5 protein-coding genes and 1 pseudogene are annotated in these 18,951 nt (G+C 63.9%); 4 read left to right on the top strand and 2 right to left on the bottom strand.

The features are described 5' to 3' along the window. Positions 1-90 precede the first annotated feature (90 nt). The 4 genes and pseudogenes from BN2156_RS30640 to BN2156_RS29580 form a co-directional block, all read left to right on the top strand. Positions 91-11,335, top strand: a pseudogene (locus BN2156_RS30640) (amino acid adenylation domain-containing protein); the annotation flags it as partial. Then, positions 11,321-12,220 (top strand): thioesterase domain-containing protein, encoded by a 900-nt coding sequence (locus BN2156_RS31580; RefSeq protein ID WP_456152361.1) that lies wholly within the window; start codon positions 11,321-11,323, stop codon positions 12,218-12,220. The pseudogene BN2156_RS30640 and the gene BN2156_RS31580, both read left to right, overlap by 15 nt. A 62-nt stretch (positions 12,221-12,282) precedes the next feature. Continuing rightward, on the top strand, positions 12,283-13,674 hold the full coding sequence (locus BN2156_RS29585; RefSeq protein WP_090518395.1) for a WS/DGAT/MGAT family O-acyltransferase: 1,392 nt from the start codon (positions 12,283-12,285) through the stop codon (positions 13,672-13,674). Positions 13,675-13,706: 32 nt separating this feature from the next. Beyond that, positions 13,707-14,381, top strand: coding sequence for a methyltransferase family protein (locus BN2156_RS29580; protein WP_090518394.1), 675 nt, complete (start codon positions 13,707-13,709; stop codon positions 14,379-14,381). 48 nt (positions 14,382-14,429) lie between these two features. Here BN2156_RS29580 and BN2156_RS29575 read toward each other — a convergent pair whose 3' ends face one another. Together BN2156_RS29575 and htpG are read right to left on the bottom strand one after the other, a co-directional pair. Further along, positions 14,430-15,764, bottom strand: coding sequence for a WS/DGAT/MGAT family O-acyltransferase (locus tag BN2156_RS29575; protein ID WP_090518393.1), 1,335 nt, complete (start codon positions 15,762-15,764; stop codon positions 14,430-14,432). Positions 15,765-15,846: 82 nt separating this feature from the next. Next, positions 15,847-17,799: a molecular chaperone HtpG gene (htpG, locus tag BN2156_RS29570; protein ID WP_090518392.1), complete on the bottom strand. Its 1,953-nt coding sequence runs from the start codon at positions 17,797-17,799 to the stop codon at positions 15,847-15,849. Positions 17,800-18,951 lie beyond the last annotated feature (1,152 nt).

The following is an 18,951-nucleotide window of genomic DNA, read 5'->3' as shown; positions in this document are numbered from 1 at the left end:
CTTGATGAGGATGAGCACGGCAAGCTGTTCGGGTGGGGTAATCGGGAGGTGTTGACCGAGTCGGCCATCTCGGCGGCTTCGATTTCGGGGTTGTTCGCGGCTCAGGTGTCGCGGGCGCCCGAGGCGGCAGCCGTAACATTCAACGGTCGCTCGATGTCGTATCGGGAGTTGGATGACGCGTCGAATCGGTTGGCGCACCATTTGGTCAGCCTGGGCGTAGGCCGGGGCATGCGGGTGGCACTGCTCTTCCCCCGGTCCATCGAGGCGATTGTCTCCATTGTCGCGGTGTTGAAGTCGGGGGCCGCCTATCTGCCGATCGATCCGATGCATCCCGATGCGCGAGTTCAGTTCATGCTCGCCGATGCCGAACCCGCCGTGGCAATCACGACCACGGAGTTGATGGGCCGATTCGCCGGGTGCGATCTGGAAGTCCTCGATTTCGATGACGCCCTCATGCACAACGGGCAGAGCCAGGAACTGCCGGGGGCGACGGCTGACGATGTCGCATATTTGATCTACACCTCGGGGACGACGGGCCGGCCAAAGGGCGTGGCGATCACCCATGCGAATGTGGTGCGGCTGTTGGAGACGCTGGATGCGGAGTTGGGCCTGGCGGGTCAGGTTTGGACACAGTGCCATTCGCTGGCGTTTGACTATTCGGTGTGGGAGATCTGGGGCGCTCTGCTGTTCGGCGGCCGACTGATTGTGGTGCCAGAGTCCGTAACGCAGTCACCGGCGGACTTGTATGCCCTGCTGGTTGCCGAGCAGGTCACCATGTTCAGCCAGACCCCCTCGGCGTTCTATGCCTTGCAGGCCGTTGACGCGTTGGGGGCTGGAACGGGTGGTCAGTTGAAGTTGGAGACGGTGGTCTTCGGCGGAGAAGCGCTTGAGCCGCAGCGCCTTCGGGGCTGGCTGGATCGTCACCCGGGTTCACCGCGGTTGATCAACATGTACGGCATCACCGAGACGACCGTGCATGCGTCCTTCCGCGAGATCGTCGTTGGAGACGCTGAGGGCAGTGTCAGCCCGATCGGGGTGCCGTTGGCCCACCTCGGGTTCTTTGTGCTGGATTCGTCCTTGCAGCCGGTGCCGGCCGGCGTGACAGGGGAGTTGTATGTGGTCGGCGCCGGGTTGGGCTGTGGATACTGGCGTCGCGGCGGACTGAGTGCTTCGCGGTTCGTGGCGTGCCCGTTCGGTGGGGACGGGGCCCGGATGTATCGGACCGGGGATCTGGCGTCCTGGGACAGTCACGGGCAGCTGCGGTATGGCGGCCGTGCCGATGAGCAGGTCAAGATTCGTGGGTACCGGATCGAGCTGGGGGAGATTCAAACCGCTTTGGCGGAGGTCGACGGGGTAGGCCAGGCGGCGGTGATCGCCCGGGAAGATCGCCCCGGCGATAAACGCCTGGTCGGCTACGTCACCGGCAGCGCGGACCCGGCTGCGGTTCGAGCGGCATTGTCGGAGCGGTTGCCCGGCTACATGGTGCCCTCCGCGGTCCTGGTACTGGACAGTTTGCCGTTGACCGTCAACGGAAAACTCGACAGGCGGGCTCTGCCGGCGCCCGAGTACATCGATGTTGACCGGTACCGGGCTCCGAGTACACCCACCGAGGAAATCCTCGCCGGGATCTACGCCCAGGTACTGGGGTTGGAGCGGGTCGGTGTCGACGACTCGTTCTTCGACCTGGGTGGCGATTCGTTGTCGGCGACCCGGCTGATCAATGCCATCAACGCCAGTCTGGACGCTGATTTTGCGGTCCGGGCGGTGTTCGAGACTCCTACGGTGGCCCAACTGGCGGCACGTGCTGGTGAGGGCTCGGGCCGGCGTGAGCCGTTGTTGGCCCAACAACGGCCCGATGTCCTCCCGTTGTCGTATGCGCAGCAGCGCTTGTGGTTCCTCGATCAGTTGGAGGGGCCGTCACCGATTTACAACATGGCGGTGGCGCTGCGGGTCACCGGCCACCTGGATACAGATGCGCTCGGCGCGGCACTGGCAGATGTGGTGGAGCGCCACGAGTCTTTGCGCACGGTGTTCCGTTCGGTCGAGGGCATCCCAGAACAGCTGGTGCTGCCGGCCGAGAAGGTCGACTGCGGTTGGCGAGTGGTCGACGCCGTCGGTTGGTCGATGACCGAATTGCGTGAGGCCATCGAAGCGATGGCCGGCCAACCCTTCGACTTGGGCAGCGAAATACCATTGCGGGCTACGCTTTTACGGCTGACCGACGATGAGCATGTCCTGGTGGCCGTGGTGCACCACATCGCCGCCGACGGCTGGTCTGTGGCCCCGTTGATCGCCGACCTACAGCTGGCGTACGCCGGCCGGTCTGCGGGACTGGCGCCCGACTGGGCACCGCTGCCCGTGCAGTACGTGGACTACACCCTATGGCAGCGCGCAAATCTGGGTGACCTCACAGATCCCGACAGTCGCATCTCGGGGCAGGTGGCGTATTGGGAGCAGGCGTTGGCCGGGCTGCCCGAGCGCCTGGAACTCCCGACCGACCGGCCCTATCCGCCGGTGGCCGATCACCGTGGGTCCAGCATCCCGGTGTCGTTGCCGGCCGAGCTGCACAGGCGGATCCGCGCAGTCGCACGGGACCACAACGCAACGACATACATGGTGGTCCAGGCCGCGCTGACGATACTGCTGTCGAAGCTCAGTGCGAGTTCTGATGTGGCGGTCGGGGTTCCGATCGCGGGCCGGGGTGATGCCGCGCTGGATCGCGTGGTCGGATTCTTTGTCAACACACTGGTGCTGCGGGTGGATCTGGCAGGTGACCCCACTGCTGCCGAGCTGCTGGCCCAGGTGCGCCAACGCAGCCTGGCCACGCTCGAGCACCAGGACGTGCCGTTCGAAGTACTGGTGGATCGGCTCAAGCCGACCAGATCGCTGGCCCACCATCCGCTGGTCCAGGTGGCGTTGGCCTGGCAGAACTTCACCGCCGACGCAGCGACCGAATCGACTCTGGGTGAGGCACAGGTCAGTCCGCTGTCGGTCGACACCCACGTGGCGCGGATGGATCTCACGTTCTCGTTGGCTGAACGGTGGGACGATGCCGGCGAGCCGGCGGGGATCGGCGGCACGGTGGAATTCCGCACCGACGTGTTCGACGCGGCCGGTATCGAAACGATGATCGAGCGGTTGGCGCGCGTCGCAGAAGCGCTGATCGATGATCCGGAGCGACGGTTGTCGTCGATCGATGTGCTGGATGTCGTCGAACACGCTCGCCTCGATGATGTCGGTAACCGGGCGGTGCTGGCCGAATCGGCGGTCCCCGCGCTGTCGATTCCGGGACTGTTCGCGGCGCAGGTGGCCAGTGCACCTGAGGCCGTGGCGGTCAGTTTCGATGGGCGTTCGATGACTTATCGGGAGCTCGATGAGGCATCGAATCGGTTGGCGCACTGGTTGGTTGGGCTGGGCGCCGGCCCAGGTAAATGCGTGGCGGTGTTGGTGCCCCGATCGGTTGAGGCGATCGTCGCGATCCTGGGGGCATTGAAGTCGGGTGCGGCGTACGTGCCGGTCGATCCGATGCACCCGGACAGCCGGATCCGGTTCATGCTCGGCGACGCTGCTCCGGTTGTCGCGGTGACCACCGCTGAGTTGCGGGCGCGGCTGGACGGGATCGACCTGACCGTCGTAGACGTTGCGGACGCCGGGATCGAAGCGCAGCCCAGTGCCGCGTTGGCACCGCCGGTTGCTGATGACGTCGCGTACTTGATCTACACCTCGGGGACGACGGGTGTTCCGAAGGGCGTGGCGATCAGCCATCGGAATGTGGCTCGGTTGTTGGGCACCTTGGACACGGAATTGGGGTTGGCGGGTCAGGTTTGGACTCAGTGTCATTCATTGGCGTTCGACTATTCGGTCTGGGAGATCTGGGGGGCGTTGCTGTACGGCGGCCGGCTCGTCGTGGTGTCGGAGTCGGTGACGCGGGCTCCTGAGGAGCTGTTGGCGTTGTTGGTTGCCGAGCAGGTGACGGTGTTGAGTCAGACACCGTCGGCGTTCTATGCGTTGCAGTCCGTTGATGCGCTGCAACCTGAACTGGGCCGTCAGTTGAAGCTGGAGACGGTGGTATTCGGCGGTGAGGCACTTGAGCCGCAGCGTCTTCGGCCGTGGTTCGAGGGGCATCCGGATTCGACGCGGCTGATCAACATGTACGGGATCACCGAGACGACGGTGCATGCGTCGTTCCGGGAGATCGTGGTAGGCGATGTCGAGGACATCGTCAGTCCGATTGGTGTGCCGTTGGCGCATCTCGGGTTCTTCGTACTGGATTCGTCCTTGCAGCCGGTGCCGGCCGGCGTGACAGGGGAGTTGTATGTGGTCGGCGCCGGACTGGGATTCGGTTACTGGCGCCGTGGCGGGTTGAGCGCGACCAGGTTCATGGCGTGCCCGTTCGGTGGTGACGGAGCCCGCATGTATCGGACCGGCGATCTCGCCTCGTGGGGTCCTGACGGCCAGTTGCGCTATCTGGGGCGGGCTGATGAGCAGGTCAAGATTCGTGGGTACCGCATCGAGCTCGGCGAAATCCAATCGGCTCTGGCAGATCTGGACGGGGTGCGACAAGCCGAGGTGATCGCCCGGGAAGACCGCCCCGGCGACAAGCGTCTGGTGGGATACATCACCGGCACCGCGGACCCGGTTGCCGTACGAGCCGCATTGTCCGAGCGGTTGCCCGGCTACATGGTGCCCGCGGCAGTGGTGGCGCTCGACGCGTTGCCGTTGACGGTGAACGGAAAGCTCGACAAACGAGCCCTGCCGGCACCCGACTACGTCAACGGTCAGGAATATCGTGCCCCGGCCACCCCGGTGGAGGAACTGGTGGCCGGTATTTACGCCCAGGTTCTCGGTCTGGAACGCGTAGGTGCGGATGATTCCTTCTTCGACCTCGGCGGCGACTCCCTCTCGGCGATGCGGTTGATCAATGCGGTCAATGCCGGCTTGGATTCCGATCTCGCGGTGCGGGCGGTGTTCGAGTCGCCCACGGTGGCGCAACTGGCGGCGCGTGCCGGTGAGGGTTCGGGCCGGCGTGAACCGCTGGTGGCTCAGCAACGGCCGGATGTCCTTCCGCTGTCGTATGCCCAGCAACGGTTGTGGTTCCTCGACCAGCTCGAAGGGCCGTCACCGATCTACAACATGCCGACTGCCTATCGGATCACCGGTGGGTTGGATGTCGGTGCGCTCGGTGCCGCGCTGGCCGATGTGGTGGAGCGGCATGAGTCGTTGCGCACGGTGTTCCCGGCGGTCGACGGAGTGCCCCGACAGGTCGTGGTGCCTGCGGGACAGGCCGATCTCGGGTGGCAGGTAATCGACGCGATGGGCTGGTCCGCGGATCAGCTACACGACGCGATCAGGGCGACCGTCGCGTACCACTTCGACCTGTCAGCCGAGATTCCGCTGAGGGCAACTCTTTTCCACGTGGCCGAGGCTGAACATGTCCTGGTAGCGGTGGTGCATCACATCGCCGGCGACGGCTTGTCGATCGGTCCGCTGGTGGGTGATATCGGGCTCGCCTACGCGAGCCGGTGCGCGGGACAGGCTCCGGAATGGCCACCGTTGCCGGTGCAATACGCGGATTACACGCTGTGGCAGCGGTCGTATCTCGGGGATGTGGCCGACTCCGGCAGCCGGATCGCCGGGCAGTTGGAGTTCTGGGAGGAGACCCTGGCGGGCCTGCCGGAGCGTCTGGAGCTGCCGACCGACCGGCCGTATCCGCCGGTGGCCGACTACCAAGGGGCCAGTCTCCCGATGGAGTGGCCGGTCGAGTTGCAGCAGCAGATCGCGCGGGTTGCGACTGAGCACAACGCGACCAGTTTCATGGTGGTGCAGGCTGCCCTGGCGGTGATGCTGTCGAATCTGAGCGGGAGTTCGGATGTGGCGGTGGGCTTCCCGATCGCGGGACGCAGTGACCCGGCTTTGGACGAGTTGGTCGGCGTCTTCATCAACACGCTGGTGTTGCGTGTCGAACTCGACGGCGATCCCACCGGTGCCGATCTCCTGGCCCAGGTGCGTCGGCGCAGTCTGGCTGCTTACGAGCACCAGGATGTGCCCTTCGAGATGGTTGTGGATCGGCTGAATCCCGTGCGCAGCCTGACCCACCACCCGCTGGTCCAGGTGTTGGTGGCGTGGCAGAACGTGAGCAAGCAGGACGACGACCGAACGCCCGCACCGACTTTGGGTGGTATGCAGGCCACACCGCTGGAAGCGGACACTCAGGCCGCACGCATGGATCTCACGATCTCGTTGGCAGAACGCTGGAGCGGTGGTGAGCCGGCCGGGATCACCGGGGCGGTGGAGTTCCGCACCGATGTATTCGACGCTGCCACCATCCAGACCTTCATCGAGCGACTGTCGCGAGTGGTGCACGCTCTGACCGCCGATCCCGCGGCGAAGCTGTCGTCGATGAATCTGCTGGGGCCGGATGACCACGCCAGCCTCGACGGGTGGGGCAACCGGGCGGTGCTGTCCGAGCCCGTGGCCGCGGTGTCGATCCCGGTGGTCTTCGCGGAGCAGGTGGCCCGGGATCCGGACGCGGTGGCGGTGGTGTGCGGTGACGTTTCGTGGACCTACCGCGAGCTCGATGAGGCGTCGAATCGTTTGGCACACCTGCTTGTCGGCCACGGTGCGGGGCCCGGTGAAAGCGTGGCGTTGCTGCTCAACCATTCGGCCGAGGCGATCGTGGCGATCCTGGCGGTGCTCAAGTCCGGGGCGGCATACCTTCCGATCGACCCGATGGTGCCCGATGCCCGGGTCGAGTTCATGCTCGGCGATGCTCGCCCGGTCGCAGCGATCACCACCGTTGAGTTGCGGGCCCGGCTGGATGGCGCCGACCTGGCTGTCATAGAGGTTTCCGACGACCGGATCGCGACGCAACCCGGCACCGCGCTGCGGGCGCCGGCCGCCGATGACGTCGCCTACCTGATTTACACCTCGGGGACCACCGGTGTTCCCAAGGGCGTGGCGATCACTCATCAGAACGTGACGCAGTTCCTCGCGTCCGTGGACCCGGCGTTGGTGGGGCCCGGAACCGTGTGGTCGCAGTGGCATTCGCTGGTCTTCGACGTCTCGGTGTGGGACATCTTCGGCGCTCTGCTGCACGGTGGCCGGTTGGTGGTGGTGCCCGAGGAGGTGGCACGTTCACCGCACGATCTGCACGCGCTGTTGGTTGCCGAGAAGGTCAGTGTTTTGAGCCAAACGCCGTCGGCCGCGGGGATGCTCTCACCGCAAGGTTTGGAGTCCGCGGCCCTGGTGGTGGCCGGCGAAGCCTGCCCGACCGAGTTGGTGCAGCGTTGGGCGCCGGGGCGGGTGCTGATCAACGCGTACGGACCGACCGAGGCGACGGTGTACGCGACGATCAGTGCGCCCTTGAAAGCTGAAGCGGCCGGTTCGAATGTTGTTCCGATCGGTGCCCCGGTACCGGGTGCGGCATTGTTCGTCCTGGACCGCTGGCTGCGAGAAGTGCCGCCTGGCGTGGTGGGGGAGTTGTACGTGGCCGGCCGCGGCGTCGGCGTCGGGTATGTTGGTCGACCCGGGCTGACCGCATCCCGCTTCGTCCCCTGCCCGTTCGGCGGCGCGGGAGCCCGCATGTACCGGACCGGCGACTTGGTGCGCTGGGGCGGCGATGGGCAGATGCAGTACCTCGGCCGCGCCGACGAGCAGGTCAAGATCCGGGGCTACCGGATAGAACTCGGCGAAATCCAGGTCGCTCTTGCGGATCTGGATGGCGTGGAGCAAGCCGTCGTCATCGCCCGCGAGGACCGCCCTGGTGAGAAGCGTCTCGTCGGCTACGTCACCGAGTCGGTGACGGGATTGGTCGACGCCGGTAAGGCCCGCGCCCAGCTTGCCGAACACCTGCCGGCTTACATGGTGCCCGCTGCGGTGGTGGTGGTCGACGCCATACCGTTGACGGTCAACGGCAAGTTGGACAGGCGCGCGCTACCGGCACCGGAATACATCGACGCCGACAGTTACCGTGCACCGGCCACCCCGACCGGGGAGATTCTGGTCGGCATCTTCGCCCAAGTGTTGGGGCTGGACCGGGTCGGCGTCGACGACTCGTTCTTCGATCTAGGCGGTGACTCGCTGTCAGCGATCAGGCTGATCAACGCCGTCAATACCGCTTTCGACACCGACCTGGCAGTACGCGCGGTCTTCGACGCACCGACCGTGGCTCAGCTGGAGGCGCGAATCGCCACGGGAACGGGCGGACGGACTCCGTTGGCGCCTATGCCGCGGCCGACCGTGCTGCCGTTGTCGTACTCCCAGCAGCGGCTGTGGTTCCTGGACCAATTACACGGTCCGTCACCGATTTACAACATGCCGATGATGTATCGAGTCACCGGATTGGACGTCGATGCACTCGGCTTGGCGCTGGCCGATGTGGTTGTCCGGCATGAGAGTCTGCGCACGGTCTTTCCCGAGGTCGACGGTGTTCCTCGACAGTCGGTGATCCCCGCCGCGCATGCTGATCTCGGGTGGCAGGAGATCGATGCATCAGCGTGGCCGGCAGACCAGTTGGCCGACGCCGTCGACGCAGCTGTGCGGCATCCGTTCGATCTGAAAGCTGAGATCCCGATCTGCGTAAGGATTTTCCGCGTTTCTGAGAATGAGCATCTGCTGGTCGCGGTGCTCCACCACATCGCTGGTGATGCTTGGTCTTTCGCCCCACTCGCCCGAGATGTGGCCGCCGCTTATGCAGCTCGGTGCGGCGGGCAGGCACCGGAGTGGTCTCCCCTCCCGGTGCAGTATGTGGACTACACACTGTGGCAGCGCGAGCAGCTCGGGGAGCTGTCGGATCCCGGGAGCCGGATCGCCGGACAACTCGCCTACTGGCAGGACGCGTTGGCCGGACTGCCTGATCGCCTCGAATTGCCGACAGATCGGCCGTATCCGGCGGTCGCCGATTACCAGGGCGCTGTCGTGGAAGTGGAGTGGCCGGCGGAGTTGCAGCAGCAGGTGGCGCGGGTGGCGCGCGAGCACAACGCGACCAGTTTCATCGTGCTGCAAGCCGCACTCGCGGTCCTGCTGTCGAATCTGAGTGCCAGTTCCGATGTGGCGGTGGGGTTCCCGATCGCCGGACGTAACGATCCCGCCCTCGACGAGCTGGTCGGGTTCTTCGTCAACACGCTCGTGTTGCGGGTCGACCTGGCCGCCGATCCCACCGTCGGCGAACTGGTCGGGCAGGTGCGGCAGCGCAGCCTGGCCGCCTACGAGCATCAGGACGTGCCGTTCGAGGTTCTCGTCGAGAGACTCAATCCGACGCGCAGTCTTACCCATCACCCGTTGATCCAGGTGATGCTGGCCTGGCAGAACCCCGTCAGTGCACCCGATGCCGAGTCGGCACTGGGCGATGTGTATGCGGCACCGCTGATGGCCGAAACTCACACCGCGCGGATGGATCTGGTCTTCGCCCTGGGCGAGAGGTTCGATGCGCAGGGTGCTTCGGCGGGTATCGGTGGTTCGGTGGAGTTTCGTACTGATGTGTTCGATGCGGCGACTATCGAGGGGCTGATTGCGCGGTTGCAGCGGGTGTTGGTGGCGATGACGGTGGATTCGGCTCGGCGGGTGTCGTCGATCGATGTGTTGGACGTTGTCGAGCATGCTCGTTTGGATGTGGTCGGCAACCGGGCGGCGTTGTTGGCGCCTGTGAGTGGTAGGGGCTCGATTCCGGAGGTGTTTGCGCGACAGGTGGCTGGTAGCCCGGATGCTGCGGCGCTGACTTTCGATGGCCGTTCGTGGTCGTATCGGGAGTTGGATGGGGCGTCGAATCGGTTGGCGCGTTTGTTGGTTGGTGTGGGCGCGGGGCCGGGTGAGTGCGTGGCGTTGTTCCTCAATCGTTCGGTTGAGGCGATCGTCTCGATTCTGGCGGTGTTGAAGTCGGGGGCGGCGTATGTGCCGATCGATCCGGTGCATCCCGATTCCCGGATCGCGGTCATGGTCGGCGACGCCAAGCCAGTCGCCGCGCTGAGCGGCGGTGCTCTGAGTGAGCGTCTGCGTGCCTGCGGGGTTGAAGTCATCGATGTGAGGGATCGGCGGGTTGATGCTCAGTCTAGTACTGCGCTGCCGGCGCCGGCTGCGGATGATGTTGCGTACGTGATCTACACCTCGGGGACGACGGGTGTTCCGAAGGGCGTTGCGGTTACCCATCAGAACGTAACCCGACTTTTCGATGAGCTGGATGTGGGTTTGCCGTCTGTGGGGGTGTGGTCGCAGTGGCATTCGTATGCGTTTGATGTGTCGGTGTGGGAGATTTTCGGTGCGCTGCTGAGTGGTGGCCGTCTGGTGGTGGTGCCTGATGCGGTGGTGGCTTCGCCGGATGAGTTGCACGACTTGCTGGTTGCCGAGCATGTGACGGTGTTGAACCAGACGCCGTCTGCTGCGGCGGCGTTGTCGTCGGATGGTTTGGAGTCGACGGCGTTGGTGGTGGCTGGTGAGGCGTGTCCTGCGGAGTTGGTGGATCGGTGGGCGCCGGGCCGGGTGATGATCAACGGCTACGGGCCGACGGAGACGTGGTACACGTCGTTCAGTGCGCCGCTGGTGGCGGGGTCGAAGGCGGTGCCGATTGGGGTGCCGGTGCCGGGCGCGGCGTTGTTTGTCTTGGATCGGTGGTTGCGTCCGGTGGTGCCGGGGGTGGTTGGTGAGTTGTATGTGGCTGGTTCTGGTGTGGCGAGTGGGTATTTGGGTCGGGGTGGGTTGACCGGGTCGCGGTTTGTGGCGTGTCCTTTCGGCGGATCTGGTGCTCGGATGTACCGGACCGGGGACCTGGTGCGCTGGGGCGCTGATGGACAGTTGCGGTATGCTGGGCGGGCTGATGATCAGGTGAAGATCCGTGGCTATCGCATTGAGTTGGGTGAGATCCAGTCGGCGTTGGCTGATGTGGAGGGTGTGCAGCAGGCGGTGGTGATCGCCCGTGAGGACCGGCCCGGCGACAAGCGCCTGGTCGGTTATGTCACCGAGTCAATCAGCGGGACAGTGGATCCGGCGGCGCTGCGGGCGCAGCTGACGCAGCGATTGCCGGCGTATATGGTTCCGGCAGCTGTGATGGTGTTGGACACCTTGCCGTTGACGGTGAATGGGAAGTTGGATCGTCGGGCTCTGCCGGTGCCGGGGTATGTCGATGCTCGGCAGTAGCGTGCTCCGGCGAGCCACCGAGGAAATCCTCACTGGGATCTACGCCCAGGTGCTCGGGCTGGAGCGGGTCGGGGTCGACGATTCCTTCTTCGATCTGGGCGGAGATTCACTGTCTGCGACTCGGTTGGTCAATGCGATCAACACCTGCCTGGATGCCGATCTTGCGGTTCGTTCGGTGTTCGAGACACCGACGGTGCGCAGTTTGGCTGCGCAGGTCGGTCGGGATGAGAGTTCGCAAGAAGTGGTCCCGGTCGAGATTCTGAAGGCGGGTGAAGGTGTTCCGTTGTGTTGTGTCCATGACGGTTTCGGGTTGAGTTGGTCGTATCGGGCATTGGGCCAGTATGTCGATGGCCCGATCGTCGGTATCAACCGAGCTTCAGCCGACGGTGAGGCCGAAGCGCTGTCCATCCAGGGTATGGCGGCGAACTACGCAGATCGGCTGCAGGACTTGTATCCGGTTGGGCCGTATCGGATTCTGGGCTGGTCATTCGGTGGTGTGGTCGCTCATGCATTGGCTGTGGAGCTTCAGCGGCGCGGGTGTGAGGTTGAGCGGTTGGTGTTGCTCGACGGCCTGTTGAACCCGAACAGATTCTGGAAGAGCATCACCAGGAAGATCGCGCAGAATCAGGCGGTGGCCGAAGGATGGGTTCTGGATTACATCCTGCGGACCAACAAGGTCCGGATTCCGATGCATTTTGGGCTGCTGACGTATTCGCGGGTGGCCGATATCTTTGCTCGGCACGGGGCCAGTCCTCCGTCGCGGCAGTTGGTCGAATTCATGGCGCGCAGTGTGAGCTCGGGTCAGTTGTTGTTGCTCGACCATCGGCCTGAACTGTTTGATGGTGATGTCGTGATGTTCTCGGCTGCCCGTCCTCGGTGCGAGGAGACCAGCGGGGATGGGCTCATGTCGAAGTTGGCGCGGCTGCGTAACCGCAGGGCGGCCAGAGCGCTTCTGCACAGTTGGCGCCCTTATGTTTCCGGGAACATCACGGTGCGACCGGTGGACTGCACCCACTTCGAAATGTTCACTCCGGAAGCACTGAGTGGGTACATCGAACAGCTCAAGTCTGTCCTGGAAAGAACCTCGGAATAGTTTCGTAACGATGCTCTGGCGCACAGGCGTTGAGCGGCTGACGTGGGGACGGTGATCGCCAAATGCGGACCACTTACAAACACGAGACGCGTGAATGCAACGCGGATACAGTTCCAAACATCAGCAACGTCCTCGATGTGCTCGACCAGCGTACGTTTGATCTCGGGCTGGCGATAGGAGTCAACAGCCTGCTCCAGAGCGTCTGGATTTATGACCGCCCGGTCGACATCACAGGTCTTCAGCAGTTCCACGACCATCTTCGGCGGGGGCGTCTGTCCCGCGGCATCGAGCGGTCACCGCTGTCGTTCGGCCGGCACCGCTGGGTGGCATCGGAGAATTTCTCCGAGATCGAGATCATCGAGACAGCCAGACCCCGTGAAGAATTCGACGACTGGCTAGACGAGCAGATCGATACTCCGCTCGATTGCGAGCACGGGCCCGGCTGGCACCTTGCGGTGCTCCCATTCACCGATGGAGGCTCAGGTGTGAGCTTGGTCGTGTCACATTGCCTCATCGATGGCGTCGGGCTGTGCGAGGCACTGGCTGATGCTGCACTCGGCCGTGACGACCCGATCAGCTGGCCTGCTGCCGCATCGCGCGGTCGTTGGCAAGCCCGCATGCAGGACACCTGGCAAACCGTGCGCGACATCCCCGCGATGGCGCGGGGCTTTGTCGCAGCGATTCGGCTCGCCCGGCGCAGCCGGGAGGGGGCGACAACCCCGGCCACTTCGACGACTGTCGCGTCACCTGCACAAGCCGCCGTTTCCGACGAATCGATCCGGGTCCCGATGGCAACGGTCCTCGTCGATGCCGGCGAATGGGATTCTCGCGCAGAGGCGCTGGGCGGGACCAGCAACACTCTTCTCGTGGGGTTGGCGGCTCGGCTCGCCCATCGCGCAGGACGTGTCGGCGCGGACGGATCGGTGATCGTCACGATGCCCGTCAATCAGCGCGCCGACGGAGATACCCGCGCCAACGCGAGAAGCAGTGTGGCCCTATCGGTCGACCCTGCGCTTGCGACCACGGACCTGCGCGAGATCCGCGCCTCGGTCAAACAAGCGCTGATCCGTCACGGGGAAGTCCCCGACGAGGAGCTGGCAGTGAATGCCATCATTCCGCTGTTACCCAAGCGGTTTCTCGGGGCCACTTCCCGTGTCGGTTCGGTGAACCAGGTCGGTTCGTCCAACCTCGGTGTGGTCAACCCGGCCGCCAGCCGGGCCGATGGTACGGACGCCGACTACTTCGCCGTGAAAGTCCTCCCGCACCTAGGGCTGACAGAGGCGATGCTGCACCGGTTCGGCGGGACTCAGTCATTTCTCTCCGGCCGAGCGAACGGGCAGGTATTTGTCTCAGCCCATTCATATCTACCCGACCGAGTCAACACGAATGAGCGGTTGAAGCAAGACCTTTCACAGGCATTGAACGATTTTTCGCTGACCGGCACGCATCTTTGAGCGTCCCCGAATCCCACAAGTAGGAGGATGACATGGGCACCAATCTCCGGGTGGCTATCCAATCAGTTCTCGGTCTCGCGGCATTGGGCGCGCTGCTGTTCGTGCCGGCGGGAACGTTCAACTACTGGCAGGCATGGGTTTTTCTGGCCGTGTACTCGGTCATGGCGATTCTGTCTACCGTCTACTTGTTGAGGAAGGACAAGGCAGTTGTCGAGCGCCGCATGCGCGTTGGACAGAAGGCCGAGTCGAGACCGGTGCAGAAGGCGGTACTCGTCGTCATCGCGGTGTTGTCCGTCGGGCTTCCGGTGTTCTGTGGCCTCGACCATCGCTTCGGTTGGTCCCCGGTGCCCACCGCCGTGTCATGGATCGGCAACGTGATGTTCGCGATCGGTCTCGTGATCACGATCTTCACGATCGTCCAGAACAGCTACGCGTCGGCCAACATCACCGTCGAGTCGGAGCAGAAGCTGGTCTCCACCGGCCTCTATGGGCTCGTCCGGCATCCGATGTACATGGGGGCGCTGCTCATGGTGGCGGGAATGCCGCTCGCACTCGGTTCCTGGTGGGGGCTGGCTGTTCTCATTCCCGTCCTGGTCATCTACGCCTTCCGCATCCAGGACGAAGAGAAGCTGCTTCGGCAGCAACTCGCCGGGTATGGGGAATACACGCAGAAGGTGCACTACCGGCTCGTACCACTCGTCTGGTGACTGTTGAGCCTCCGAGCCTTTGTCGAGGCCCTGCCGGTCCAGGGTCGTTCAGAGATGCGCGCCGCTGAGCGAGAACTCACTCAAGGTGGTTGAAAGCTCCCGTCGCAATTCATCGTTCGTGTTCAGGCGGTCCGGCAGAGTCGAGACCAACGAGACAAAGATCCGTCCGTCCACTGCTCCCGACAGCATCGTCTGGACTCCGCCGTACCGGTGCAGCGTCGACGTGGCTACACCGAGGTGGTGAAGCCTCAACGCGAAGGCGTCGGCGTTTGTGCCGTCTGGACGGTTGGCGGCGGCGTCGATCACACCGACGTTCGACGCACCGACCAGATTGAACGGGTTGCCTCTTGTCGCGCCGCGGGCGGCTTTGAGAAGCCGCTGAGACAAGAGCGGAACCAGAGCATTCACTACCTGCTGGGGGTCGGGTTCCTCCGAGTGGCGAATCAAGGCTTGTTTGACTGCCGTTCGAATCCCGGTCAGGTCTGTCGTTGCTGACGTCGGGTCGACTGTGGCGCGCACGCCGCCGAGCGCGTTGGCGCGGGTATCGTCTGCGGCGCGCTTGTTGACCGGCAGCGTTACGACCACAGAGCCGTCGGCCGCAACCCGCCCCGCGCGCTGGGCGAGGCGAGCTGCCAGTCCCACAAGCAGTGTGTTGCGGGTCCCGCCGAGTGCACTTGCGCGGGCGTCCCACTCATCGGCGTCGACGAAGATCGTTGCCGTTGGGAGAAGGTGGGATTCGTCGGCTTCAGGAGCTGGTGCGGGTGATGCGGTACTGGGTGGCGCGGCAGCTTCGGAACTGTTACCGCCACGCCCCATCCGCATCGAGGCGACGACGGCACGGCCGATGGACGGGATATCGCTCACAGTTTGGCCGACATCTTCGCGGATGGCCTGCCACCGCCCGCGTGATGCGGTAGTCGGCCAGGTGATCGCGTCGTCGCGGCCGAGTGCCGCATCGGCCACGGCCTCCCACAGCCCGACACCGTCGGTGAGACAGTGCGAGATGACCAAGCTCACGCCCGTGCCGCCGTCGGTGAAGGGGAGCACCGCAAGGTGCCAGCCCGGTCCGTGCTCAAGATCGAGTGGGCTGTTGACCTGCTCGTCGAGCCAGTCGTCGAATTCTTCACGCGGCCTGGCTGTCTCGACGACCTCGAGGTCGGATGGGTTCTCGGGTGCTACCCAGCGATGGCGACCGAACGACAATGGTGACCGCCCGATGCAGCGGGATAGCCGTCCCCTCTGAAGATGCTCGTGGAATTGCCGCAGACCGTCGATGTCGATCGGCCGGTCATACACCCAAACACACTGCAGCAGGGTTTCCGAACCTGTCGCCTGTCCGAGGTCGAACATGGTCTGATCGAGCACATCCAGTACATTGCTCATTTTTGTACGGTACGAGCCTGAAGGCGGTTTCACTCGGCAATTGCGACGAAACCACACTCCGAATTGGCTGGAATGACGCGTCTTACACCGTGCGTGCCAAGCGGTCGGCGAGCAGTCCGGCGAACTTGGCAGGGTCGTCGGGCACCCCGCCCTCGGCAAGAAGGGCTGTGCCGTAGAGCAATTCGGCGGTCTCAGCGAGTCGATGCGAATGAGCGTCGTCTCCGCCCGTCTTGTACGCCTCCCGCAAGCCGGTGACCAGTGGATGGCTCGGGTTGAGTTCGAGGATCCGTTTTCCGGTCGGGACAACCTGTCCTGAGGCCCGGTAGATGCGTGCCAGCGTCGGCGTGATGCCGAACGTGGGGGTTATCAGGCAGGCCGGAGACTCGGTCAACCTACTGGACAATCGCACTTCCGAGACCCGCTCGGTCAGCGTCTCCTTCAACCAGGCCACAAGGCCGGCGAACTCTTGCTGCTGCGCCTCTCGCTCGGCCTCATGCGCGGCCTTGTCCTCGTCGGAGTCGAGGTCGATCTCACCTTTGGCCACCGACTGCAGCGGCTTGCCGTCGAATTCAGGCACCGAAGTCACCCAGATCTCGTCGACCGGGTCCGTGAGCAGCAGGACCTCGTAACCTTTGGCCTTGAATGCCTCCAGGTGCGGTGACTTCAGAAGTTGCTCGGCAGATGGTCCGGTGGCGTAGAAGATCTGTTCCTGACCATCCTTCATCCGCTCGACGTACTCGGGCAGCGTCGTGAGCCTCTCGGCGCCCTCTGCGTCGGAGAAGGTGGAGAAGAAGGACGACACCCGCAGCAGCGTGTCCTGATTGTCCAGGTCGGATATCAGGCCCTCCTTGAGGACAGCGCCGAATTGCTCCCAGAAGATGCGGTAGTCCTCGGGCTTGCCGGACTTCAGATCCGTGATTGTCGACAGGACCTTCTTGGTCAGCCGGCGACGGATTGCCGTGACCTGCCGATCCTGCTGCAGGATCTCGCGGGAGACGTTGAGTGACATGCCCTGTGCATCCACCACGCCCTTGACGAAGCGCAGGTAACCGGGCATGAGTTCTTCGCAATCTCCGATGACGAAGACGCGCTTGATATAGAGCTGGACCCCGGTCCTGGCGTCCCTGGTGAACATGTCGAATGGGGCGTGTGACGGGATGAACAACAAGGCCTGGTACTCGAAGCTGCCCTCTCCCCTCATCGAGATGATCGCGAGCGGATCGTCCCAGGCGTGGGCGATGTGCTTGTAGAACTCGTGGTATTCCTCCTCGGAAACCTCGTCTTTGGGCTTGGCCCACAACGCCTTCATCGAGTTGAGCGTCTGAGTTTCGACCGTGACGGTGTCCGGACCGCCTTCCTCAGGGGCCGGCGTACGTTGTTCGACCTGCATGCGTACGGGCCAGGCGATGAAGTCGGAGTACTTCTTGACGAGCTCTCTGATCTTGTGCTCAGCGGTGTAGTCGTGAAGTTGATCCTCGACATCTTCGGGTTTCAGGTGCAGCGTGACCGATGTGCCCTGCGGAGCGTCATCGACGGACTCGATGGTGTAGGTGCCGTCGCCGCTCGACACCCATCGGGTGGCTCCACTCTCGCCGGCCTTGCGGGTGAGCAGTTCAACCTTGTCCGCCACCATGAACGTCGAGTAGAAGCCGACGCCGAACTGTCCGATCAATTCCTCGGAGGCGGCCGCCTGCTTGGCTTCCTGCAATTGCTGACGCAGCTCCGCGGTTCCGGACTTCGCGAGCGTGCCGATCAGCGCCACAACTTCGTCGTGCGTCATCCCGATGCCGTTGTCACGCACGGTCAGGGTCCGTGGATCCCGCCCCACCTCGATGTCGATGTGGAGGTCGGAGATGTCGGCGGTCAGGTCCTTGTTCCGCAGAGTTTCGAGGCGGAGCTTGTCCAGGGCGTCCGACGCATTCGAGATCAGCTCCCGAAGAAAGGAATCCTTGTTGGAGTAGACCGAGTGCACCAGCAACTCCAGGAGTTGGCGTGCCTCCGCTTGAAACTCCAACTGCTCGACGTGTGCAGACATGCGATTCCATCCCCACAGATCAACCAACGATATCTCCGAGGACGATACCGAGCTGCCGCAGGCTCAGCGACTGACCATGCGCGAAACATCGGCACGATGACCGCCCTCAGAACGCCGTGCGAATTCGATCGCGGCCCCAGATTTGCTGAGAGGTAAATATTCACAAAGTTTGCCGATGTTTGCAGGCGCAAATTCCATTCCGAGATTCCCCGACGCCGGCACCCGACGTGAATCTGGCTAACTCAACCTTTGTTGACGGGGCAATGGATTGTGACGCCGAGGACGTTGCGCTCGTGCGCCGCTGAGTTTGCCTCACGCGAGACGGGCTCCGTAGCTGCCGCCTTTTGTCGGGCGTAAGGCAAGCCGTCGAATCCGGCGCTGACCCGGCCCGCTTCGCTGGATTGAACTACATCGGTGTCGCGCGGGGCGGCGGGCGAGAAGTGATCATGATCCACCGCGCCGCGAAGCCCTGGCGGTCGGAGGGGCGAGGCCGGCGTGCGGCTCTTCGCATCCCTCATGGCGTTATCTACCACAGATATTGCGAGTTCAGCGGACGTGGTGGAGCCTGGCTCCCAGGCTTCTCACCGGCATCGGCAGTGTTGTTCGGCTGCCCGGGAGCTCACCGCAGCTCGGGCGGTGAACGATCCCGGGATGGGGGTGCGGCCCAGGTCGGCAGCACTGGTTTCGCACTGCCGGCGGTCGCCGAGTATGGCAAATGTGAGAGTCGGCAGTCCGGCTCGACGAGCTGTTCAATTGGTTTGCTATTTGATGGCGGCACGTCCATTTGTGGGCGCCGATGACCGGCTGTAGCAACAGGAGGTGCATTGGATTGTCCAATCCTTCTCCCTGGCGACATGAAGTGGATATGCTGACGCTCTGCAACTAGACATTTCATAGCTAGAGTGGCCCAAGGATGCGCGGAAGCGAGGTGGGCAACCGCCGCGCATCCTGATCGCTGGACGATTTTCGCTGGTCGACTCGGTGGGAGGAGGGCCAGATGCGCGTCAACTCATTTGACGACTGCAATGGACGATTTCTCGTCTCGATCGATGACGAGGAGTTACGAGGCCCGTGGCCGAAGCATGCCATCCGAATAGTCGGCTCCCCGGCGGGTGGCCTGGCCGTCGACTCAGGAGAACACGGCCCTCGTGG

The sequence above is a fragment of the Mycolicibacterium neworleansense genome (genome assembly GCF_001245615.1).
GTDB lineage: Bacteria > Actinomycetota > Actinomycetes > Mycobacteriales > Mycobacteriaceae > Mycobacterium > Mycobacterium neworleansense.
Note: the sequence above shows the minus strand (reverse complement) of the source record. Positions and strands in the feature narration are given on the sequence as shown.

What these genes read in the sequence shown, in the direction of transcription:
- BN2156_RS29585 (WP_090518395.1), top strand. Translation starts at nt 12,283, where the DNA reads ATGCGGACCACTTACAAACACGAGACGCGTGAATGCAACGCGGATACA.
- BN2156_RS29575 (WP_090518393.1), bottom strand. Translation starts at nt 15,764, where the DNA reads ATGAGCAATGTACTGGATGTGCTCGATCAGACCATGTTCGACCTCGGA.
- htpG (WP_090518392.1), bottom strand. Translation starts at nt 17,799, where the DNA reads ATGTCTGCACACGTCGAGCAGTTGGAGTTTCAAGCGGAGGCACGCCAA.
- BN2156_RS29580 (WP_090518394.1), top strand. Translation starts at nt 13,707, where the DNA reads ATGGGCACCAATCTCCGGGTGGCTATCCAATCAGTTCTCGGTCTCGCG.